The following is a 19,501-nucleotide window of genomic DNA, read 5'->3' as shown; positions in this document are numbered from 1 at the left end:
CCCCGGCACCCGCGTCCGTCAGTCGACCTGTACGCCGATCACGCAGGTGTCGTCGTCGGTGTCGGACCAGCTCTCGGCGAGCAGGCCGTCGAGGCGGCCGTCCAGGTCGTCGGCCCCCGAGGCGACCGTCCCCAGCAGATGGGCCAGGGAGTCCTGCACGGAGGCGTCCCGGCGCTCGACCAGGCCGTCCGTGAACAACAGCAGGGTGTCCTGCGGTTCGAGCCGGACCTCCTGCTCGGCGTAGGTGACGTCGGGCAGCGCGCCCAGCAGCAGCCCGTCGATGAGGGGGAGGGCACTGGCCTCGCCCTTCCTGACCAGTACGGGAGGCAGGTGCCCGGCACGCGCCCAGCGCATGACGCGGGTCCGCGGATCGTAGAGGCCGCAGACGGCGGTGGCGGTGACCTGCTTGGTGAGGTGGTGGGTGACCGTGTTGAGCCAGGACATCAGCTGGGCGGGGCCGGCTCCGGTCACGGCGAGGCCGCGCATGGCGTTGCGCAGTACGACCATCCCGGTGGCCGCCTCGATGCCGTGGCCCGCGACGTCGCCCACCGACAGCATGATGAGGCCCGAGGGCAGGACGAGCGTGTCGTACCAGTCCCCGCCGACCAGGGATTCGGTCTCGGCGGGCCGGTAGCGTACGGCGACCCTCAGCCCCGGTGCCTCGATGTGGTGGTGCGGGGGCATGATGGCGTGCTGGAGCTGGAGGGCGAGCCGGTTGCGTTCGGCCGATTCCGCTTCCGTGAGGGCCAGCTGGTCGCGGGTGGCGGCGAGGGCCACCTCGGTCCAGTGCTGCGCGGAGATGTCCTGGTAGGCGCCGCGTACGGCGTGCAGGCGCTGGGCCGAGTCGAGGACGGGCTCGGCGACGACCCGGATGTGGCGGAGGATGCCGTCGGAGCGTCGCAGGCGCAGGTTGACGGAGGCGGGGCGGCGGTAGCGCATGACGGCGCGCAGGAACCGGCCGAGGGCCGCGGCGTCATCCGGGTGGGCGTAGTCGGGCAGGTTCCGCAGCGGTACGGGTGAGGCGGTGGTCGGCAGTCCGTGGAGGGCGTACAGCTCGGAGTTCCAGCTGATCTCCCCAGTGCCGAAGTCCTCCTCGAAACCGCCGATGCGGCCCAGGCGCTGGGCGTGCTGGAGCAGGTTCGCCAGCCGGGCGGTCTCGTCCTCGATGCGCCAGATCAGCAGGACCGCGGCGCCGTGACGGCTGACGCTGATGTCCGCGACCGAGGTCAGCGGGATCTGGTCGACGAGCGCCGTCAGGCTCACGCGCTCGGCCCGGAACGGTTCGCCGGTGGCGTGCACCCGTTCGATGCTCTCGAAGAGGCCGCTCTCGCCCGCGGCCATCGGGTAGGCCTCCAGCAGCAGCGCGCCGTTGACGTCGCCGCGCGGCCGGCCCACGGGGTCGACGAAGCGGGTGTTCACGTGGCGGATGCGGAAGTCGGCCAGGCGGCCGTCCTGATCGAGTACCGGGGTCAGGATGATGGTGGGGTCGTGCAGCCCCTCGGCGAGGGCGATCAGCTCCGAGACGTCGGGGAGGAAGCCGTGCGGCGCCTCGGCGTCGGGCGCGACCGCCGAGTCCAGGGTGTGGGCGCACAGCTCGGCCAGTGCCTCGACCTGGCGCTGGATCTGCGGTGGCTGCGGCGGCAGGGGTTCGGGCCAGCAGACTTCGAGTACGCCGTGCACGCGTCCGCCGGTCCCGGCCGGGACGGCCATCCGGCCGCCGTCGGGCCAGTGCGGGCGCCCGATCGAGGGGATGCCGTCGCCCCGCGGGTCGGCGAGGGTGACCGTGGCGCGTTCGCGCAGGGCGAGGCGGGGCACGGTCGCGACTCCCGGGGGCACGTGACGCCAGCGGGAGGCCTCCTCGGCGGGGAACCCGGCGTGGCCGGCGAGGGTCAGCGAGCCGTCGGGGGCCGCGGCCCACACCGCCACGGCGACGGCCCCCAGCGGGGTCAGCGCGTTGGCCAGCAGGGATTCCGCCACGGCCTGGGTGTCGGCGGAGGCGAGGACGCCGCTCTCGGCGGTGCGCAGGCGTACCGCCACGTCGGAGGTGCGCGGGGCCGGCCCGGCGGTCGCGGTCCGTTCGACGAACTCGGCCGCGACCTCGGTGACATGGTCGCGGGCCGCCTGGTTGACGATGTCGGCGGCCAGTTCGAGGGGGGAGAGCCCGGCCTCGCGGCACAGCTCGTCGAGCTGATGGGCCGCGGCGGCGGGGGTGCAGTTCAGGCGCCCCATCAGGATTCCCTTGGCCAGTTCGACCAGCGCCCGGCCGTCGGCGGCCGCGTGTGCCTCGCGTACCTCCCGGCGCAGGCGCTCGACCGTGGCGACGAGCCGCCCCAGGGGCGTGGCGGTCTGCCGGGGCAGTGACGTCGGCGGCCGGTCCCCGGCCGGCGCGGCGGCCGCTCGTTCCCCGGGGGACTGGGAGATCTCGGAAGGGATCACCGTACTGCCGCTCCCTCGTCCTGGCGGCCCGGTGCCGTCAGCCAGTGCCGGACGCGGCCGATGAGGTCGTCGGCGTCGACGGGCTTGGTCACGTAGTCGCTGGCCCCGGCCGCGAGGCTCTTCTCCCGGTCGCCGGGCATGGCCTTGGCGGTGACGGCGATGATGGGCAGGTCGGCGTGGGCGGGCATGCGGCGGATCTCCGCGGTCGCGGCGTATCCGTCCAGCTCGGGCATCATCACGTCCATCAGGATGAGGTCGACGCCGGGGTTGCGGGTGAGCGTCTCGATGCCCTTGCGGCCGTTCTCGGCGTGGAGGACCTGCATGCCGTGGAGTTCGAGGATGCCGCTGAGGGCGAACAGGTTGCGCGCGTCGTCGTCGACGACGAGGACGGTGCGTCCCGCGAGGTCCCCGTCGGGCAGCTGGTGGGCGGTCTCGGCTTCCGCCGTGCCGTTGACGAGCGGCGGCAGCTCGCCGGGCCGCTCGGTGGAAAGGTGCAGGACGATGCGTTCGCGGAGCTCGTCCAGGCTGGTCAGCAGTTCCAGGCGGCGGGACGCGGCCCGCTTCCGCAGGGCCTTCTCCTGACCGTTGTCCAGGCGGGGGTTGTTGTGGGCGAGGACCGGCAGGGAGCTGAGCGCGGGGTCGCCGTCCAGCGCGTCGAGGAAGCGCAGGGCTTCGCCGTCGGGCATGCCGAGTTCGAGGACGACGCAGTGGAACGGCTCGGAGGCCAGTGCCGCGGCGGCTTCGCGCGAGCTGGTGGCGCCGACGACCTGGATGCCCGGCTGCTCGCCGTTCCCGCCGTGGCGCGGTACGAGGTCGCGCTCGGCGCTCTCCGCGACGAGGGAGAGCAGGCCGCTCGGGCGTTCCTCGATGACGAGGAGGCGGCGGCCCTGGCGCTGGCGGGCGGGCGTGCTCGCGCCGTCGCCCCCGTGCCGCGGGGCGGGGAGCTCGTGGACCGGGCCGCGGGGCGCGGGCGCCGGGGCGGCGGCCGGGAGGGCCGCCGGGCTTCCTTCGAGGTCCCTGTGGGTGACGGGGAGGTACAGGGTGAAGGTGCTGCCCTGGCCGGGGGTGCTCTCGGCCGCCACGGCCCCGCCGAGCAGCTGGGCGATCTCGCGGGTGATGGAGAGGCCGAGGCCGGTGCCCCCGTACTTGCGGCTCGTGGTGCCGTCGGCCTGCTGGAAGGCGCCGAACACGGATTCCAGCTGCTGTTCGGGGATGCCGATGCCGGTGTCGCGCACGCGGAAGGCCATCATGCCGCCGTGCCGGACCAGTCCGGTGGGGATCTCCGCGTCGGAGGCCCGTTCGATGCGCAGTTCGACCCTGCCGCGCTCGGTGAACTTGACGGCGTTGGACAGCAGGTTGCGCAGGATCTGGCGCAGCCTGGCGTCGTCGGTGAGCAGGTCGGCGGGTGTGTCGGGGGCGGTGGTGACGGTGAAGTCGAGGCTCTTCTGCGTGGTCATCGGCCGGAAGGTGGCTTCGACGTAGTCGAGCAGGTGCGGCAGGTGGACCTTCTCGAGGTGGATGTCCATCTTGCCGGCCTCGACCTTGGAGAGGTCGAGGATGTCGTTGATCAGCTGGAGGAGGTCGGATCCGGCGGAGTGGATGATGCCGGCGTACTCGACCTGCTTCGGGGTGAGGTTGCGGGTGGGGTTCTGGGCCAGGAGCTGGGCGAGGATGAGCAGGCTGTTGAGCGGGGTGCGCAGCTCGTGGCTCATGTTCGCCAGGAACTCCGACTTGTACTTGGAGGCGAGCGACAGCTGCTGGGCGCGGTCCTCGAGCTCCTGCCGGGCCTGCTCGATCTGCAGGTTCTTGGCCTCGATGTCACTGTTCTGGCTCGCCAGCAGGGCGGCTTTTTCCTCCAGTTCCGCGTTCGAGCGCTGCAGCTCCTCCTGCTGGTCCTGGAGTTCGGCGGAGCGGGCCTGGAGTTCGGCGGTCAGGCGCTGGGATTCCTCGAGGAGTTCGTCGGTGCGGGCGTTGGCGACGATGGTGTTGACGTTGACGCCGATGGTCTCCATCAACTGGCTGAGGAAGTCGCGGTGGACGGGGGTGAAGGCGGAGAACGAGGCCAGTTCGATCACCCCGAGGACCTGGTCGTCGACGACGATCGGCAGGATCATCAGGCTGCCCGGCGTGGTGTGCCCGAGCCCGGAGGAGACGATGTAGTCGGCGGGGACCTGGTCGGTGGCGATGGTCCGGCGGCTGCGGGCAGCCTGGCCGACGAGCGAGTCGCCGAGCGCGAAGCGGACGGCCACTCCGTCGGACGCGGCACGTCCGTACGAGCCGACGAGGGAGAGCATCGTGCCCTGGGGGGTGTCCTCGGCCAGGTAGAAGGCACCGTACTGGGCGGCGACCAGCGGGGTCAGTTCGTCCATGACCAGTTCGGCGACGGCCCCGAGGTCGCGGTGGCCCTGCATCAGTCCGGAGATGCGCGCCAGGTTGGACTTGAGCCAGTCCTGCTCCTGGTTGGCGCGGGTGGTCTCCCGCAGTGAGCCCACCATGGAGTTGATGTTGTCCTTGAGGTCCCCGACCTCGCCCGGAGCGTCCACGGTGATGGAACGCGTGAGGTCGCCCTCGGCGACGGCGCTGGTGACGGCGGCGATCGCCCGTACCTGGCGGGTGAGGTTCCCGGCGAGCTCGTTGACGTTCTCGGTGAGGCGCTTCCAGGTGCCGGAGACGCCCTCGACCTCGGCCTGGCCGCCGAGTCTGCCCTCGCTGCCGACCTCGCGCGCCACGCGCGTGACCTCGGCGGCGAAGGAGGAGAGCTGGTCGACCATGGTGTTGATGGTGGTCTTCAGCTCCAGGATCTCGCCGCGGGCGTCCACGTCGATCTTCTTCGACAGGTCGCCGTTGGCGACGGCCGTCGTGACGAGCGCGATGTTGCGGACCTGGCCGGTGAGGTTGTTGGCCATGGAGTTGACGTTGTCGGTGAGGTCCTTCCAGGTGCCCGCCACGTTCGGGACCCGGGCCTGGCCGCCGAGGCGGCCCTCGGTGCCGACCTCGCGGGCCACGCGCGTCACCTCGTCGGCGAACGCCGACAGCGTGTCGACCATCGTGTTGATGACGCCGGCCAGCGCGGCGACCTCGCCCTTCGCCTCCACCGTGATCTTCTGCGACAGGTCGCCGCGAGCGACGGCGGTGGCGACCTGGGCGATGGAGCGCACCTGGCCCGTCAGGTTGGACGCCATGACGTTGACGTTGTCGGTGAGGTCCTTCCACGTCCCGGACACGCCCCGGACGGTTGCCTGGCCGCCGAGGTTTCCCTCGGTGCCGACCTCGCGGGCCACCCGCGTCACCTCGTCGGCGAACGCGGACAGTTGGTCGACCATCGTGTTGATGGTGGTCTTCAGCTCCAGGATCTCCCCGCGCGCGGTGACGGTGATGCGCTGGGAGAGGTCGCCCTTGGCGACGGCCGTCGCGACGTGGGCGATGTTGCGGACCTGGTCAGTGAGGTTTCCGGCCATGAAATTGACCGAATCCGTAAGGTCCAGCCAGGCTCCGCTGACTCCGGGGACCTCGGCCTGGCCGCCCAGCGACCCCTCGGTGCCGACCTCGCGGGCGACCCTCGTCACCTCGGACGTGAACAGCGAGAGCTGGTTGACCATCCCGTTGAAGACGGTGGCGATCTCCCCGAGCAGCCCTTCGGCGGCGTCGGGCAGCCGCGTACGGAAATCCCCGTCGCGCACGGCCGTCAGGCCCGCCAGCAGCAGCCGCAGCTCCGACTCCGTGATGCCGCCCTCACCCGGTACCACTGGCGCCCCGCCCGGTACCGCCGCGCCAGTCCGCTCAGTCATCGCCAACCTCACTCTCGCCGTCACTGCCGGTTGAAGGCTAACCCCGCTTCAGGAGTCCACCGGCCTCACGGGGCAAGGGCGCCCTCTACGTCGGAGTGCAGCGAGAGGACCGTATCGGCCCCGGTCAGGGCGAACAGACGGCGCAGCTGGTCGCCCGGACAGGCGATCCGCAGCCCGGTCCTGCGGTGCACCCGCAGGAGCAGGTTGAGAAAGGAGGAGTCGCCGAATGTGACGGAACTCGCGTCCAGGACCACCACCCGGTGCCGGTCCGCGGCGGCGGTCAGCGCCTCCTCGAGCGAGGCCAGCGTGTCCTGGTCCAGCTCCCCGCGCGCCGCGACGACCCAGCCCTGTCCCGCCGGGTAACTGGCCTCGACCACGCCGTCGCCCCGCACTTCCTCTGCCCCGGTCATGTCCGCCTCCCCGGATTTCACATGCACTGGTTCCGCAAGGGAGTATGCATCCTCGATCCCCCGGGGACGACGCCGCCGCCGCGCGGCACGTCCCGCGGAAGAAGTCTCTTCGTCATGGACCGTGTAAGGCGCGGATCTCGGGGCAGGGGGGCAGCGGCAGCATCGACAACAGGGAGGGAACGGCCACCATGCTTCGTTCGGCCGAATTCACACGCCCCGCTCGTGCGACGGACCACAGGGCTCCGGCATGCGCCCCCGCCACGGGAGCCGAGCCTCCGTCGGACGCCCTGCTCCCCCTCGTGGAGCAGCCCCGGGAGATCGCGCCCGGGGACGCCCGGGAGCTGTCCAGGCTGTTCTTCGCGCGGCTGCGTTCCCTGGAGGAGGGGACGCGGGAGTACCAGTACGCGCGCAACACCCTGATTGAGATGAATCTCTCCCTCGTGCAGTTCGCCGCCCGCCGTTTCCGGGCCCGGGCGGCCGGCGGGGGACTCGACATGGACGACATCGTCCAGGTCGGCACGATCGGCCTGATCAAGGCCATCGACCGCTACGACCCCGAGCGCGAGGTGGAGTTCTCCACGCTGGCGCTGCCGTACATCACGGGGGAGATCAAGCGGCACTTCCGCGACACCACGTGGGCCGTCCACGTCCCGCGCCGGCTCCAGGAGCTGCGCTCCGAGCTGGCCAAGGCGCAGGAGGCGCTCACCGACACCCTGGGCCGGGCGCCTACGGTCAAGGAGGTCGCCCACCACCTCGGGCTGTCCGAGGAAGAGGTGATAGACGGCCTGGTCGCCGCCAACGGCTACACCAGCGGCTCCCTGGACGCCGGTGAGACGGACGAGGACCAGGGCAGCGGCCGCCCCGCCCGCGCGCTGGCGGAGAAGCTCGGCGATCTCGATCCCGCCATGGAGCTCTTCGAGGACTTCCACACCCTGGCTCCGCTGCTGCGGGAACTGGCGCCCCGCGACCGGCTGATCCTGAGCATGCGGTTCGGCCAGGACAAGACCCAGGCCGAGATCGGCGCCGAACTCGGGATCTCCCAGATGCAGGTGTCGCGGCTGCTGTCGCGCACTCTGGCCCGGCTGCGCGCCGGGATGCTCACCCCGTAGGAGTCATGGTGGCCTTGACAGCCGTACCTCTTGGAGACCGGGCCGGTGCGCGCCTCAGCGGCAGCGGGGACCTGGACTCCCGGCGTGCGCTGGGTGCGGCGCTGGCCTCCGTGAGCCTGATGCCGGGACGGGTCGTCCATCTCGACCTGGCGGCGGTCAGCTTCCTCGACGCCGCCGCCGTGGCCGCCCTGGTGCGGGCGTCGGCCGCCTTCCGCGGGCAAGGCCGCTGCCTGCTGCTCCACGACCCCCCGTACTCGCTCCGCAAGGTGGTGGAGATGTTCCCGGACGAATGCGCCGCGCTGGAGGTCGCAGCATGATCACCGTTCCTGCGGCCGACGCCCCCGGGGCCTTCCACCATCCCGCGCTCTTCTACCAGGGGCCCGACGAGTACCTGGCCGGGGTGGGCGGTTTCGTACGTACCGCCCTCGAAGCGGACGAGCCGGTCCTGGTCGCCGTACCCGGTCCCCGGCTCGGTCCGCTGCGGGAGAGCCTCGGCGGCGCCGCGTCGGGCGTCGAGTACGTGGACATGACGCGGCTGGGCCGCAACCCCGGCCGTATCCTCGCCGCGTTGCGGGACTTCGCCGAACGGCACGCGGGCCGGCCGGCCCGTATCGTCGGCGAACCGATCTGGCCCGGCCGGACGGAGGCCGAGGTGCTGGAGGCCACGCGCCACGAGGCGCTCATCAACACCGCCTTCGCCGGCCGTGACGCGTCCGTGCTGTGCCCGTACGACGTGGCCGGTCTGGCCGCGACGGTGGTGGCCGACGCCCGGCGTACGCATCCCACGGTCGTGGAGAAGGGCCGCGAGCTGGTGAGCCCGGCCTACACCGACGCCACGGTCGTCAGCGGCGACTGTGACGTCCCGCTCCCCGAACCGGCTCCGGGAGCGGTGAGCCTCGACTACGCGCGTGGAGAGCTCGCCCGGGTACGCGAGTTCACCGAGGCGTGGGCCCTCGGGACCCACCTCGCTCCGGCCCGCCGGGGTGACCTCGTGCTCGCCGTCAGCGAGGCCGCGGCCAACTCCCTCTCCCACGGCGGCGGCCACGGCACCCTGCGCCTGTGGACCACCGCGGAGCTGGACGTGGTGGCGGAGGTACGCGACGGCGGCCACCTGGCCGATCCCCTGGCGGGCCGCCGCCGCCCCGCACTCGCCTCGGTCAACGGCGGGCGCGGTCTGTGGATGATCCACCAGCTGTGCGACCTCGTCGAGGTCCGTGCCACCTGCTCCGGTCTCACCCTGAGAATGCGCGTGGCCGACTTCTGAGAGCCCGGCCCCCGTAAACTGTCCCGGCACTCGAAGTCGCCGGGGGACGGAACCCGCCGGGTGTCGCCGGCCGGCCAGGGGGCATACGTACCGTCCGGAAACCGATGGAACCGACGGAAACAGCCGGGAGCGGCCCGAGCGGTCGCCACGAGAAGACAGCCGTGTCCCACGGCGGGGGTGAGATCACAGTGAAGAGCAGCGGATCGGAGACCGGCCATCCGCCCCGGCCCGTGGCGGCGGGCCAGCGCCGCGGCCTGGCGCTGGCCGGGGTTCCCGGTCAGGTCGCGAAGGCGCGCGACTTCACACGGCTGGCGCTGCGTGACTGGGAGTGGGACGGGACCGACACGTCGGAGGACACCCTCCTCGTCGTCTCCGAGCTGGTGACCAACGCCGGTCTGCACGCCGGCGGCTGCGTGGAGCTCGTCCTCACCCGGGGTGACGCCCTGCGCATCGAGGTGTTCGACGGCTCCACGGCCATGCCGCGGCCCCAGGAGTCCCCCCGGCGCGGTGTCCCGGGCGGGCACGGGCTCCACATCATCGGCCGTCTCTGCGACCGCTGGGGTGCCGAGGCCCATGCGCACGGCAAGGTGGTGTGGGCGGAGATCGAGGCCTCCCGGCTGCTCTCCGGCAGCGCCGTGCGGCGTTGAGCGGGCCCGTCGGCCGTTGAGCGGGCCCCTCCGTGTGGAGCGGGCCCATCGGCTTCAGCGCACCTCGATGACGACCAGGCAGGTGTCGTCCGCGAAGTCCTCCCGCCCGTACAGGTCCATCAGGGTGTCGAGGACGCGCTGGGCGCCGAGGCCCGAGCAGGTCGCGAGGCGCCGGCCCAGCGTGGCGATGCTCTCCCCCAGATCCTCGTCCCTGCGCTCGACGAGGCCGTCGGTGTAGAGGAGCAGCACGTCTCCCGGCAGCAGGTCGACCGTGGCCGTGGCGTAGCCGTCCCCGGGCAGCAGGCCCAGCAGGGGGCCCCGGTGCGAGGAGTCCAGGGCCGCCGCGCCGCTTCCCCGGAGCAGGAGGGGCGGCGGATGGCCGGCGCAGGCCCAGGTGAGGCGCCGGGCGGTGTCGATGTGCCCGATCACGGCGGTGGCGGTCTCGCCGGAGGGGTCGGCGCAGATCAGTTCGTTCAGCCAGGTGGTGAGGTCCCCGGCGTCGGTTCCGGGGGCGTGGGCGAGACCGGCCAGCGCATGCCGCTGCTGGGCCATCCGGGCGACCGCCCCGAGGCCGTGGCCGCAGGCGTCCCCCACCGCGAGCAGGATCCGGCCGTCTGGCAGGACCCGGCACTTGTACCAGTCTCCGCCGACGGCGGCGTGCGGCTCGGCCGGCAGGTAGGCCGCCGCGACGGTGTACCCGAGCTCGGCGATCCGCGACGAGTGGGTGGGCAGGAGCGCCTCGCGCAGCGCCGCGGCGACCCTCCGCTCGGCCGCCGCCTCCTCGCGGAGCCTCTCGGTCTGCTGCCGGCTGGCGGCGAGCCGCTGCCTGCTGCGGACCTGCGGGGTCAGGTCCCGGACGATGAGGTGGATCGCCCAGGGCAGTCCGTGGGTGTCGATCACCGGCCGGCCGACCACGTGCAGGGTGCGGGCGTCGCCGTGGACGCTGAAGCGGATGTCGGTGCCGGGGGGCTCCTCGCCGTCGAAGAGTTCCCTGAGCAGCCGGCCGAACCGGGGCACGTCCTCGACGAGCACCGCGTCGCACAGGTCCGTGAGGGTCATCCGGTCCTCCGGTCCCGTACGGAAGATCGCGCACAGGCCGTCGGACCAGGTGGTGGTCCCGGCCAGCAGGTCGTAGTGGGCCCACCCCATGGAGGCGATGTACTGCGCTTCGAGGGACATCAGCTCGGTGTGCGCGTGCGCCGGCCGCCAGGTCGCCAGTACCTGGCCGCCGCAGGACGCCGCGTCGTAGAGCAGTGTGGTGCGGTGCAGCCGGCCGCCCCGCCATTCGGTGTAGTCCACCGGGTGGGCCTTGAGGGCCCGGCCGGTGCGCAGGACGTCCGTCAGCGCGGCGAGCAGACCGCCGGCCTCGGCGCCGGGCCGGGCCGCGAGCAGCCTGCTGCCGACCTGCCGGTCGGGCGGGTCGAGCCACTCCGCGGACCGGACGTGGTTCCCGGCCCGGACGACGAAGTCGGCGGTGCGGCCGTCGGCGTCCTCGACGGGGGCGAGCAGCGCGGCCGAGACCGGGATGGCGGGCAGGGTGGCGCACACGCAGGCCCAGGGGTCGTGCTCCTGGCCGGCGTCGCCGCAGCTGTGGTCCCGGTCCTCGCTGCCCCCGCAGGGGCAGGCCCGGGCGGCGGGCTCCTCGCCCGGCGAAGGCTGCGGGGCGGCGGCCGGGTCCTCGCGCCGGACCCCGGCGCTGCGGCCCGCGGCGGCCCGCAGCGCGGCGACCTCGCGGGCGATCAGCAGTTTGAGTCCCTCGGGGTCCTCTGGAACGGCGGGACTCATGACGGGCCTGCCTTTCCGGTGGGGTGTCCGCACGGCGCGGCGGTGCCCCGTCGTCCGGCGGTGTGCACAGGCCATGGTGCTGGCAGCCGCCCGTACGCGCACGTCGGAATCGGCGGCGAGCGGGGGGTTTGGGATCGCGGGGACGGGACACACGCGGGATGTCGGTGCGTAGCCCCTTTGAGCGGTGTGGCGACGCCCGAGAGCGGTGGCCGCACTCCGTCCTCCTTTCCCCCCGGAACGGTGTGCGGCCACCGTCCGCGTGCGTACCGGGACCCCGGCGGCCCCGTTCTCCGGGGGCCGGGGCGGACGACCGCGCTCCCCGGTGCCGCCGCGGCACCGGGGAGCGCGGTCGTACCCGTCAGCGTCGGCGGTCGCGGGCGGCCGTACGGCGCTGGGCGTCGGTGTTGGGGCTGAGGGCGTCTCCCGCCTCGCCGTCCTTGCCGCCCGGTACGACGGCTTCCTCGGCTTCCTTGCGGGCCTCCTGGTCCCCGCTCTCCCCCGGGGCCTCCGAGGGCGGGGTCGTCGTGCGGTGCTGCTTCTTGCGCTCGCTCATCTCGGGTGCTCCATCCTCGTGCCGGTTCAGAGGGGACGGCCCCCGAAGGCGCCGCCGGACCGGTAGTAGGCCGCCAGTTCGTCGTGGTAGCCGCTGTCCCCGAGGTGCTTCTCCCGGTGGAACTCCGGAGCGTTCTTGATCTGCTCCTTCGTCCGGTCCACGTAGATCCTCTCCTCGTCCACGTCGATCCGCGAGACGGTGCCGGCCGGCAGGAGGACTTCCTTGCCGAAGATCCACGGACCGGTGTCGACCACGATGTACGCGGAGCCGGCCTCGTCCGAATGCTTGTCCACCTTGCCGATGGCGCCGTCGACCGCCTCGACCTTGAATCCGCTCAGGTCGACGCCCTGAAGGCGGCCGGACGTCTCGTGGTAGCCCCACACGTTCTCGGTCATGAAGAGTGGTCCTTTCCGATCGGCTGGGCATGGTTGCCTTGCGTGACACCCGCTTGCCCCGCATGTCCGGTCTCACACGGTGCCGTCGGACGGCCGCTTCGTTTTCCGGCTGTCCGCCACCAGATCTTTCGCGCAGCGGCTTTCGCCGCGGGCCCCGGGTCGCTGAAGTAGGTGCATGCCATCCACACCGGCCGTACCGACCGCCGAGCCGCCCGAGGAGGGGCACGGCGAGCACCGTGAGCGGGTCCGGCTCGTCCTGGCCCGGGCCGGCTTCGACACGTCCGTCCGGGAGGGGGACGGCCTGCGCGTGTGGACGGCCCCCGAAGGGGTCCTGGTGGGGTGGGCCGCCCGTGAGGTGCTGCGGCCGACCGTCCAGGTGCACGGCCACGAAGAGGACCTGTCCCGGTTCACCTCCCTGGCAGGCCTGCACCAGGCGCTCCGGACGGCCCTCGGCGTGATCCTGCGGGAGGCAGGGCTGGAGGTCGCGGAGCGGGGTGAGCACCTCCTCGTCCCCGGGCCCGGGACGGCGCCGGCGGAGGGAGGGGGCGGGGCCCGGGGTCGCTCAGGAACCGGCGAGGGTGTGCCGGGGAGGGACTCCGTAGGCCGCGCGGTAGGCGGCGGAGAAGCGCCCCTGGTGGTGGAAGCCCCACCGGTGGGCGATGGCCGTGACCGTGTCCCGCGAGGGGTTGGCCGCGACCAGGTCGGCGTGCGCCAAGGCGAGGCGTACCCGGCGCAGGTGGGCCATCGGGGTCGTGCCGAGGTGGCGCCGGAAGGCGTACTGGAGGGCGCGGACGGTGACACCGGCGGCAGAGGCCATCTCGGCCGGGCCGATCTCGGAAGCCGGCTGTGACTCGATGAAGGCGACGGCCCGGCGGACGGTCTCCGGCGTCGCGTCGCGGGTGTCCGCCAGGACGGGGTCGGGCCGGGCGTCGGTGGGGAAGGCGGCCAGGACGGTCGCGGCCAGCATCCTGGCGGCGGCGTCCATCAGCAGCGGCTGGCCGCCCGCGGGCAGCGCCAGGACGCTCGCCTCGACGTAGTCGACGGTCCGCTTCCACTGGCCGGCCATGGCGTCCGAGACGGGGGTGAAGCGGGTGAAGCACAACGGACGGGCCGTCGTGCCCGCCGGACGGCCCGCGAGCCCCTCCAGCAGCGCGAGCGGCACCGTCACGGCACGCAGTTCGGCCGAGAACACCCGTCCGGCGTACGGGAGGTGGGGCTGGGCGATCACCATGACGTCGCCGGGCCCGGCCGGGGTGACCTCGCCCGCGCACTCGCCGACCATGCGGCCGCCGACCACGTGCGTGACGGCCACCGCGCCGAGGGGGCCGGTGGCGTAGGCGTACTCGGCGGCCAGGGACAGGGTGCTCAGCGACACGGGGCCGGCGTGGGTGCGGGAATACCGGAACGCGCTGTCACGGGCCGGGGTCTTCATGCGCAGGCTCGTCCCGTAGGCCGCCTTCAGCCAGTTCCGGGCGACGTCCACGTCGGTGGTCCGGAAGCCCCGCCCGTCCGGCGGGCCGGAGTTCGGCGGCTGGTGCATGCTGGGCTTCCTCTTCCGCGGGAGCGCGGCAGGGATGAGCGGCGCGGCCTCAGCGTACGTCGGGAAGGGTATGTGCGGGGCGCGTTCGCGGGGTGCGGGCGGTCCGGAGCGCGGCCGTCCGGCACGGATCCTCACGCCGTGCGCGCCGTCCCGGCCGGCCGTGTGCGGCGCCCCGCCGGCCGGGGAGCACGGGGGCGGGTGCGGGGAGCGGTCCGGCGCCGGGGGCGGGTGCGCCCGGAGCGGGGTCGTTACGTCGTCTGTGCCTGCCGGTCGTCGACGGCCCCAGCATGTGCTCCTCGTAGCGGGCGAGCCCGAGGACGGCGCACATCATCAGCGGCGGTACGAGCAGTGCCAAGAACAACACGGTAAAGATCCTTTGACGAGGTCTCGTGCGGCTGGGGCCGTTCACGCTCCCCGCCGCCGGACGGGCTCACCTGTGCCGGGCGAGGCTGACCCAGAGGACGAGCACGGCGAAGGCCATCACCAGCAGGTGCAGCAAGGCGGGTCCGGTTTCCGCGGCCCAGAGCGAGGCCGCCGTTGTGTTCGATGTCATACGGACGCGGGTGCCCGCGAACGGAGAGGTGACACCCCGCGGGGCGCGGTGTTGCGTACCGCGTCGCGTACCGCGGGTTTGGCTCCAACGGATCGGTGCAGGCGGGCTTCTGACGCCCCTGTGCCGGGAGCGGGCGGTGCCGGGCCGTTTGGCGGCGGCTCGGACGGACATACGCGCCAGGAGGAATTCATGGCCAACGCATCCGACGGAGAAGAGAAGAAGGCGGGCCGGGGGGCACGACCCCTGAGGGCCGCTTCGGTGATCAGGGTCGCGATCGAGCAGCTGTCGGAGCTGTTGTCGCAGCCCGCCGAGGGGGTCAGCCGCTGTGAACGCGGCGAGGACGGCGTGTGGCACCTCGCGGTCGAGGTCCTCGAACTGGCCCGCGTTCCGGACACGATGAGCCTGCTGGCCTCGTACGAGGTCGAGCTCGACGCCGACGGCGAGCTCGTCGGGTACCGGCGTACCAGCCGGTACGAGAGGGGCCGCGCGGACCGCCGCTGAGCCGGCGCGCTCCGCGCCGCCGTCCCCCGCTGTCCCGTCCCCGTCCCCAAGTGACGAAAGGGAAACGGAAGTTATGACTGTCGTTCCTGCCCAGCCCGCTCCCGCCGCCTCGGGCGGCGGCTCCAGCGGCCTGTACGACGTACTCGAACTGGTTCTGGACCGCGGCCTGGTGATCGACGCGTTCGTACGCGTCTCCCTGGTCGGCATCGAGATCCTCAAGATCGACGTCCGTGTGGTGGTGGCGAGCGTGGACACCTATCTGCGCTTCGCGGAGGCGTGCAACCGTCTCGACCTGGAGGCCGGGCCGCGCAAGAGCCCGGGCCTGCCCGACCTCGTCGGCGAGATCACGGAGTCCGGCGCCCGCGGGAAGACGAAAGGGGCGCTGAGCGGGGCCGCGCAGACGATCTCGGACGCGTTCCACCAGGCCCGCGAGGACGCCTCGGAGGAGAAGACCGAAAGCCGGCCCCGCAGCCGGCGCACCACCACCCGCCGGGAGGAGAAGGAATGAGTACGTACGTCTACGGCATCGCGCGGGCCGGTCAGGACCTGCCCGACACCCTGGAGGGCGTGGGAGAGCCGCCACTGCCCGTGCGCACGGTGCGCGGCGGGAAGCTGGTCGCCCTGGTCAGTGACGCGCCGGCCGAGCTGAGGGCCAAGCGGCGCGATCTGCTCGCCCACCAGCGGGTGGTGATCCAGGCGGGCGGCACCGGGCCGGTACTGCCCCTGCGCTTCGGCGGGGTCTCCCCCGACGACGACACCGTCACCTCCGTGCTCGAGCGGCGTCAGGAACGCTACCTGGAGCGGCTGGCGGAGCTGGAGGGCAAGGACGAGTTCAACGTGAAGGCCTCGCACGAGGAGGAGGCCGTGCTCTTCGCCGTGATCGGCGCGGATCCGGAGCTGCGTGCCCTGCACCAGGCCAACCGGGAGGCGGGCGGGGGCACGCACGAACAGAAGCTGGCCTTCGGGGAGCGCGTCGCCCGGGCAGTGTCCGCGCAGGAGCGGGAGGACGCCGCCCTGGTCGAGCGGACGCTTCGCCCGTACGCGGCCGCCCTGCGGCACGGCCCGGAGGGGACGGGGTGGCTGGCGAACCTGTCATTCCTCGTGGCCCGCGAGCGGCGGGAGCAGTTCCTGGCGGCGGTGCGCCACCTGCACGAGGAGCACGAGCGGCTGCGCGTGCAGGTGACGGGGCCGCTGCCGTCCTACAGCTTCGCGGACGCGGACTGACCATGGGTCTGCTCACGGAGGTACTGCTGCTGCCGGCCGCCCCCCTCCGCGGGACGGTCTGGGTACTGCGGCAGGTCGTCGAGGAAGCCGAGCGCCAGTACTACGACCCGGCCGTGGTCCACCGGGAGCTGGCCCGGCTCGTGGACGCGTTCGAATCGGGCGAAGTGGACGAGGCCGAGTTCGACCGCCGGGAGGACGAGCTCCTGGCACGACTGGAAGGCGGGGCGCGGACGCGATGGACGACCGTGTGACGATGGGCCTGGCCGTGGGCGCCGGCTACCTGCTCGGACGGACCAGGAAGGCCAGGCTCGCCTTCACCGTGGGAACCCTGGTCATGGGTAGGAGGCTGAAGCCGGACGCGGAGGTCCTCGCCTCCTTCCTGGCGAGCCGCCTCAAGGAGCACCCGCGGTTCGGGGAGTTGGGCGAGCAGCTGCGCGAGGACCTGCGCGGAGTCGGGTCCGCGGCGGTGGGGCTGCTGGTGGACCGGCAGCTGGAGGCCGTCGCCGACCGGCTGCACGACCGGACCCGGGACATGCGGGAGCGGCTGGCCGGCATGGGCCCCGCCCCGGCCGGCGGGGACGGCGGGGACGGGCCGGACGAGGCCCGTCCCGCGCGCCGGACGACCGCCCCGAAGGGGGCGTCCCGGTCGGCTCCCGCCCGCAAGGCGCGCGGTGGGTCGGCGTCTGCGGGCGGGTCCGGCCGGCGCCGGCCGGCGAAGCGGGCGGCCGGCGGCGGTGAGGGGGGCGACGATGACTGAGCCGCGGTCCGGCCTCCTCGGCCGGCTCGGGGAGAGCCCCGCCGCCGACCGGGTCAGGCGGGAGCTGGAGGCCTATCTGATGACCCGCGCCGAGCGGCTCCTGGCCGGCGCGGGCAGGGGCCTCGGACGCTCGGCGGCGCACCTGGACGACATCGCGTCGGGCAAGGGCCCGGGGCTGAGGTCCCTCGTCCCGCGCCGCCGCCCCGGGCGCCGGGGCGGCGGGGGGAGCGGTGGCGGGACCGCCCTGGTCCTGGAGTCGGTCGACGTCGGCGTGGAGGTCCAGGACGCCTACGACCAGTGGACCCACTACCGCGGCTTCCGGGAGTCCCCCGGTGGTGGCCGCTCCGGGACCTTCCGGTCCCGGACGGCCCGCGTCACCGAGCGGATCCCCGGCGAGCGCATCGCGTGGACCGCTGAAGGCGCCCGCGGCACGACACGCGGGGTGGTCACCTTCCACGCCCTCGGCGACGGGCTCACCCGGGTGCTGCTGGCCGTCGAACACCACCCCCGGGGCGTGGTCGAGAGAGCGGCCCGCCTGTGCGGGGCCCCGGGCCGCCGGGTCCGTGGAGACCTCAGGGGTTACGCCCGGTTCCTCGCCTTCGAGGAAGGGGAGCCGGACGGCCGAGGCGGCCGGACCGAGGAGGACGGGGCCGTCGCGCCCAGGGAGGAGGACGCCGTGGACCCGGCCGAGGACGCAGCCGACCGCGAGGACGGGGCGTACGCCGCTGCGGAGGAACCGTCCGACGGCGACTACGCCTTCGAGGACGGCGAGTTCGAGGACGACGAGGAGTACGAGGAGTACGAGGAGGAGTACGAGCCGAATGACGAGGACGAGGCCAACGACGAGGAGGCCGAGCCCGCGCCGGCATACGCGGGCCGCCGCGAGGGGGCCCGCCGGTCATGACGACGCCCTCCGGCCTGCCGCGTACGTACGACAGCGGACCCAGCGCCAATCTCGCCGACATCCTCGAACGAGTCCTGGACAAGGGGATCGTCATCGCCGGCGACATCCGCATCAACCTCCTCGACATCGAACTGCTCACCATCAAGCTGCGTCTCGTCGTGGCCTCGGTGGAGCGTGCCAAGGAGATGGGGATCGACTGGTGGGAGCAGGATCCCGCCCTCTCCTCCGCGGCACGCCGGCGCGAGCTCGGACGGGAGAACGAGGAGCTGCGCCGGCGCGTGGCGGAGCTGGAAGAGCGTCAGGAGCGGGCATGAGCGAGCCGGAACTCTTCTACGTGTACACCGTCGTGGAGTCGGGCCCGGGGCCGGGAGCCCCGGATTCCCTGGCCTCCTGCGGCCCCGACGGCTCCGGTCTCAGGGTCGTCGACGACGGCGTGCTGGCCGCGGTGGTCGCCCCGGTCGACCCCGCCGAGTTCGGCGAGACCCCGCTGCGCCGGCGGCTGGAGGACCTGGACTGGCTGTCGGCGCTGGCCCGGCGGCACCACCGGGTGGTCGCCGACGTCGGCCGCTCCCTCACCACGGTTCCGCTGAGGCTGGCCACGGTGTGCCGCGGGGAGGAGGGGGTGCGCAGGCTCCTGGCCGAGGGGCGGGAACGGCTGTCGTGCGCCCTGGAACGGCTGGCGGACACCGAGGAGTGGGGCGTGAAGCTGTACGCGGCGCACTCCCCCGCGCCGACGACGGCCGGGGCCTCCCCCTCCCCCGCCGAGGGTGGTCCCGGTACGTCGGCGGACCCGTCCGCCGCCGGGCCGGGAACGGGGCGGGGCTATCTCCAGCGGCGCCTCGTCGACCGCCGGCGCCGCGAGGAACGCGCGGGCCTGGCCGCCGGAACGGCCGAGCAGGTGCACCGGCGGCTGGCCGAAAGGGCGAGCGAAGCGGTCCTGCACCCCCCGCAGCAGGCCGGACTCTCCGGGGTGCGGGACGCGAATGTCCTGAACGCCGCGTACCTCGTGCCCCGAGAGGCCCGGCAGGCCTTCCTCGACGCCGTCCCCGGCCCTTCGGACCTCCCGTCCGGGATCCGCGGCGAAGTCACGGGACCTTGGGTCCCCTATTCCTTCACCCAGACGGCCGCCGAACGGCGCGGGCGGGAGCGGTGACCGGCGAGGAGGTCGCGCTCGTGGACCTGCTCGACCGGCTGCTCGCCGGAGGGGTGGTCCTGGCCGGCGACATCACCTTGGGCATCGCCGGCATCGACCTCGTCCGCGTCGACCTCAAAGCCCTCATCAGCTCGGTGAACGACGCCGTGCCCTCCCCCTGGAAGCAGGTGAGCCCGTGAGCACGCCCCGACGAGTGGAGCTCGACCCCGATACCGTCGAACGCGAGCTGGGCCGCCTCGTGCTGACCGTGATCGAGCTCCTGCGGCAGCTCATGGAGCGCCAGGCGCTGCGGCGCGTCGAGGCCGGCGACCTGACCGAGGACCAGGAAGAACGGCTCGGGCAGACCCTCATGCTCCTCGAAGACCGCATGGATCTCCTGCGGACGCGCTTCGGACTGGATCCCGAGGACCTCAACATCGACCTCGGCCCTCTGGGCAAACTGCTGTGAGACGAACGGGGGAATGGTAGGACAATGTCTATGC

The 19,501-nt window shown here is 73.1% G+C and carries 22 protein-coding genes; 14 read left to right on the top strand and 8 right to left on the bottom strand.

From position 1 onward, the window contains the following. Nucleotides 1–18: 18 nt before the first annotated feature. The 3 genes from ACZ51S_RS04655 to ACZ51S_RS04645 form a co-directional block, all read right to left on the bottom strand. Nucleotides 19–2,436 (bottom strand): SpoIIE family protein phosphatase, encoded by a 2,418-nt coding sequence (locus ACZ51S_RS04655; protein ID WP_468959633.1) that lies wholly within the window; start codon nt 2,434–2,436, stop codon nt 19–21. Beyond that, the gene (locus tag ACZ51S_RS04650; RefSeq protein ID WP_468475752.1) at nt 2,433–6,224 is read right to left on the bottom strand and encodes a HAMP domain-containing protein; all 3,792 of its coding nucleotides are present in this window, start codon (nt 6,222–6,224) and stop codon (nt 2,433–2,435) included. The genes ACZ51S_RS04655 and ACZ51S_RS04650 overlap by 4 nt, the downstream gene beginning before the upstream one ends. Before the next feature lie 65 nt (nt 6,225–6,289). Beyond that, entirely contained in the window at nt 6,290–6,634 is a 345-nt protein-coding gene (locus ACZ51S_RS04645) for an STAS domain-containing protein (protein WP_388938067.1), read from the bottom strand. Nucleotides 6,635–6,822: 188 nt separating this feature from the next. On the opposite strand from ACZ51S_RS04645, the gene ACZ51S_RS04640 reads away from it, so the two are divergent. From ACZ51S_RS04640 to ACZ51S_RS04625, 4 genes are all read left to right on the top strand, one after another. Continuing rightward, entirely contained in the window at nt 6,823–7,743 is a 921-nt protein-coding gene (locus ACZ51S_RS04640; protein ID WP_468959631.1) for a SigB/SigF/SigG family RNA polymerase sigma factor, read from the top strand. Between the two features lie 5 nt (nt 7,744–7,748). After that, complete coding sequence (locus ACZ51S_RS04635; RefSeq protein ID WP_388938064.1) at nt 7,749–8,060, top strand: STAS domain-containing protein; 312 nt, start codon at nt 7,749–7,751, stop codon at nt 8,058–8,060. Beyond that, a complete protein-coding gene (locus ACZ51S_RS04630; protein ID WP_468959629.1) occupies nt 8,057–9,007 on the top strand; it encodes an anti-sigma factor RsbA family regulatory protein in 951 nt (316 codons plus the stop codon). Before ACZ51S_RS04635 ends, ACZ51S_RS04630 begins: the two co-directional genes overlap by 4 nt. A gap of 188 nt (nt 9,008–9,195) precedes the next feature. After that, nucleotides 9,196–9,654 carry an ATP-binding protein gene (locus ACZ51S_RS04625; protein ID WP_468475749.1) on the top strand — a complete coding sequence of 153 codons (459 nt, stop codon included), beginning with the start codon at nt 9,196–9,198 and terminating at the stop codon, nt 9,652–9,654. Between the two features lie 54 nt (nt 9,655–9,708). Here ACZ51S_RS04625 and ACZ51S_RS04620 read toward each other — a convergent pair whose 3' ends face one another. The 5 genes from ACZ51S_RS04620 to ACZ51S_RS04600 all read right to left on the bottom strand — a co-directional run bounded on the left by ACZ51S_RS04620 (nt 9,709) and on the right by ACZ51S_RS04600 (nt 14,480). After that, nucleotides 9,709–11,439, bottom strand: coding sequence for a SpoIIE family protein phosphatase (locus ACZ51S_RS04620; protein WP_468959627.1), 1,731 nt, complete (start codon nt 11,437–11,439; stop codon nt 9,709–9,711). 358 nt (nt 11,440–11,797) lie between these two features. Next, complete coding sequence (locus ACZ51S_RS04615; RefSeq protein WP_468959625.1) at nt 11,798–11,992, bottom strand: hypothetical protein; 195 nt, start codon at nt 11,990–11,992, stop codon at nt 11,798–11,800. 26 nt (nt 11,993–12,018) lie between these two features. Further along, the gene (locus ACZ51S_RS04610) at nt 12,019–12,387 is read right to left on the bottom strand and encodes a PRC-barrel domain-containing protein (protein WP_388938054.1); all 369 of its coding nucleotides are present in this window, start codon (nt 12,385–12,387) and stop codon (nt 12,019–12,021) included. Between the two features lie 562 nt (nt 12,388–12,949). After that, a complete protein-coding gene (locus tag ACZ51S_RS04605) occupies nt 12,950–13,927 on the bottom strand; it encodes a helix-turn-helix transcriptional regulator (RefSeq protein WP_468959622.1) in 978 nt (325 codons plus the stop codon). Between the two features lie 430 nt (nt 13,928–14,357). Further along, nucleotides 14,358–14,480, bottom strand: coding sequence for a hypothetical protein (locus ACZ51S_RS04600; protein ID WP_388938051.1), 123 nt, complete (start codon nt 14,478–14,480; stop codon nt 14,358–14,360). Between the two features lie 189 nt (nt 14,481–14,669). On the opposite strand from ACZ51S_RS04600, the gene ACZ51S_RS04595 reads away from it, so the two are divergent. The 10 genes from ACZ51S_RS04595 (at nt 14,670) to ACZ51S_RS04550 (ending at nt 19,467) form a co-directional block, all read left to right on the top strand. Beyond that, entirely contained in the window at nt 14,670–14,981 is a 312-nt protein-coding gene (locus ACZ51S_RS04595) for a gas vesicle protein GvpO (protein ID WP_468475745.1), read from the top strand. A 73-nt stretch (nt 14,982–15,054) separates the two neighbouring features. After that, a complete protein-coding gene (locus tag ACZ51S_RS04590) occupies nt 15,055–15,489 on the top strand; it encodes a gas vesicle structural protein GvpA (protein WP_468884871.1) in 435 nt (144 codons plus the stop codon). Next, entirely contained in the window at nt 15,486–16,205 is a 720-nt protein-coding gene (locus ACZ51S_RS04585; RefSeq protein WP_468475743.1) for a GvpL/GvpF family gas vesicle protein, read from the top strand. The genes ACZ51S_RS04590 and ACZ51S_RS04585 overlap by 4 nt, the downstream gene beginning before the upstream one ends. Nucleotides 16,206–16,207: 2 nt before the next feature. Beyond that, the gene (locus tag ACZ51S_RS04580) at nt 16,208–16,456 is read left to right on the top strand and encodes a gas vesicle protein GvpG (RefSeq protein ID WP_468475742.1); all 249 of its coding nucleotides are present in this window, start codon (nt 16,208–16,210) and stop codon (nt 16,454–16,456) included. Next, complete coding sequence (locus tag ACZ51S_RS04575; protein ID WP_468959619.1) at nt 16,441–16,962, top strand: DNA primase; 522 nt, start codon at nt 16,441–16,443, stop codon at nt 16,960–16,962. The genes ACZ51S_RS04580 and ACZ51S_RS04575 overlap by 16 nt, the downstream gene beginning before the upstream one ends. Continuing rightward, nucleotides 16,955–17,866 (top strand): SRPBCC family protein, encoded by a 912-nt coding sequence (locus ACZ51S_RS04570; RefSeq protein ID WP_468959616.1) that lies wholly within the window; start codon nt 16,955–16,957, stop codon nt 17,864–17,866. Before ACZ51S_RS04575 ends, ACZ51S_RS04570 begins: the two co-directional genes overlap by 8 nt. Then, nucleotides 17,863–18,180: a gas vesicle protein gene (locus tag ACZ51S_RS04565; RefSeq protein WP_468475739.1), complete on the top strand. Its 318-nt coding sequence runs from the start codon at nt 17,863–17,865 to the stop codon at nt 18,178–18,180. The genes ACZ51S_RS04570 and ACZ51S_RS04565 overlap by 4 nt, the downstream gene beginning before the upstream one ends. Further along, entirely contained in the window at nt 18,177–19,019 is an 843-nt protein-coding gene (locus ACZ51S_RS04560) for a GvpL/GvpF family gas vesicle protein (protein ID WP_468475738.1), read from the top strand. Before ACZ51S_RS04565 ends, ACZ51S_RS04560 begins: the two co-directional genes overlap by 4 nt. After that, nucleotides 19,016–19,198: a gas vesicle protein gene (locus ACZ51S_RS04555; protein ID WP_388938037.1), complete on the top strand. Its 183-nt coding sequence runs from the start codon at nt 19,016–19,018 to the stop codon at nt 19,196–19,198. Before ACZ51S_RS04560 ends, ACZ51S_RS04555 begins: the two co-directional genes overlap by 4 nt. After that, nucleotides 19,195–19,467 carry a gas vesicle protein K gene (locus tag ACZ51S_RS04550; protein ID WP_468884882.1) on the top strand — a complete coding sequence of 91 codons (273 nt, stop codon included), beginning with the start codon at nt 19,195–19,197 and terminating at the stop codon, nt 19,465–19,467. Before ACZ51S_RS04555 ends, ACZ51S_RS04550 begins: the two co-directional genes overlap by 4 nt. The last annotated feature ends 34 nt before the right edge of the window (nt 19,468–19,501 follow it).

Source organism: Streptomyces sp. NPDC034043 (genome assembly GCF_055575675.1).
Note: the sequence above shows the minus strand (reverse complement) of the source record. Positions and strands in the feature narration are given on the sequence as shown.

Coding starts and splice junctions, on each gene's coding strand:
- ACZ51S_RS04595 (WP_468475745.1), top strand. CDS start 14,670: ATGGCCAACGCATCCGACGGAGAAGAGAAGAAGGCGGGCCGGGGGGCA.
- ACZ51S_RS04615 (WP_468959625.1), bottom strand. CDS start 11,992: ATGAGCGAGCGCAAGAAGCAGCACCGCACGACGACCCCGCCCTCGGAG.
- ACZ51S_RS04605 (WP_468959622.1), bottom strand. CDS start 13,927: ATGCACCAGCCGCCGAACTCCGGCCCGCCGGACGGGCGGGGCTTCCGG.
- ACZ51S_RS04635 (WP_388938064.1), top strand. CDS start 7,749: ATGGTGGCCTTGACAGCCGTACCTCTTGGAGACCGGGCCGGTGCGCGC.
- ACZ51S_RS04560 (WP_468475738.1), top strand. CDS start 18,177: ATGAGCGAGCCGGAACTCTTCTACGTGTACACCGTCGTGGAGTCGGGC.
- ACZ51S_RS04600 (WP_388938051.1), bottom strand. CDS start 14,480: ATGACATCGAACACAACGGCGGCCTCGCTCTGGGCCGCGGAAACCGGA.
- ACZ51S_RS04610 (WP_388938054.1), bottom strand. CDS start 12,387: ATGACCGAGAACGTGTGGGGCTACCACGAGACGTCCGGCCGCCTTCAG.
- ACZ51S_RS04585 (WP_468475743.1), top strand. CDS start 15,486: ATGAGTACGTACGTCTACGGCATCGCGCGGGCCGGTCAGGACCTGCCC.
- ACZ51S_RS04650 (WP_468475752.1), bottom strand. CDS start 6,224: ATGACTGAGCGGACTGGCGCGGCGGTACCGGGCGGGGCGCCAGTGGTA.
- ACZ51S_RS04565 (WP_468475739.1), top strand. CDS start 17,863: ATGACGACGCCCTCCGGCCTGCCGCGTACGTACGACAGCGGACCCAGC.
- ACZ51S_RS04640 (WP_468959631.1), top strand. CDS start 6,823: ATGCTTCGTTCGGCCGAATTCACACGCCCCGCTCGTGCGACGGACCAC.
- ACZ51S_RS04590 (WP_468884871.1), top strand. CDS start 15,055: ATGACTGTCGTTCCTGCCCAGCCCGCTCCCGCCGCCTCGGGCGGCGGC.
- ACZ51S_RS04575 (WP_468959619.1), top strand. CDS start 16,441: ATGGACGACCGTGTGACGATGGGCCTGGCCGTGGGCGCCGGCTACCTG.
- ACZ51S_RS04620 (WP_468959627.1), bottom strand. CDS start 11,439: ATGAGTCCCGCCGTTCCAGAGGACCCCGAGGGACTCAAACTGCTGATC.
- ACZ51S_RS04580 (WP_468475742.1), top strand. CDS start 16,208: ATGGGTCTGCTCACGGAGGTACTGCTGCTGCCGGCCGCCCCCCTCCGC.
- ACZ51S_RS04645 (WP_388938067.1), bottom strand. CDS start 6,634: ATGACCGGGGCAGAGGAAGTGCGGGGCGACGGCGTGGTCGAGGCCAGT.
- ACZ51S_RS04630 (WP_468959629.1), top strand. CDS start 8,057: ATGATCACCGTTCCTGCGGCCGACGCCCCCGGGGCCTTCCACCATCCC.
- ACZ51S_RS04570 (WP_468959616.1), top strand. CDS start 16,955: ATGACTGAGCCGCGGTCCGGCCTCCTCGGCCGGCTCGGGGAGAGCCCC.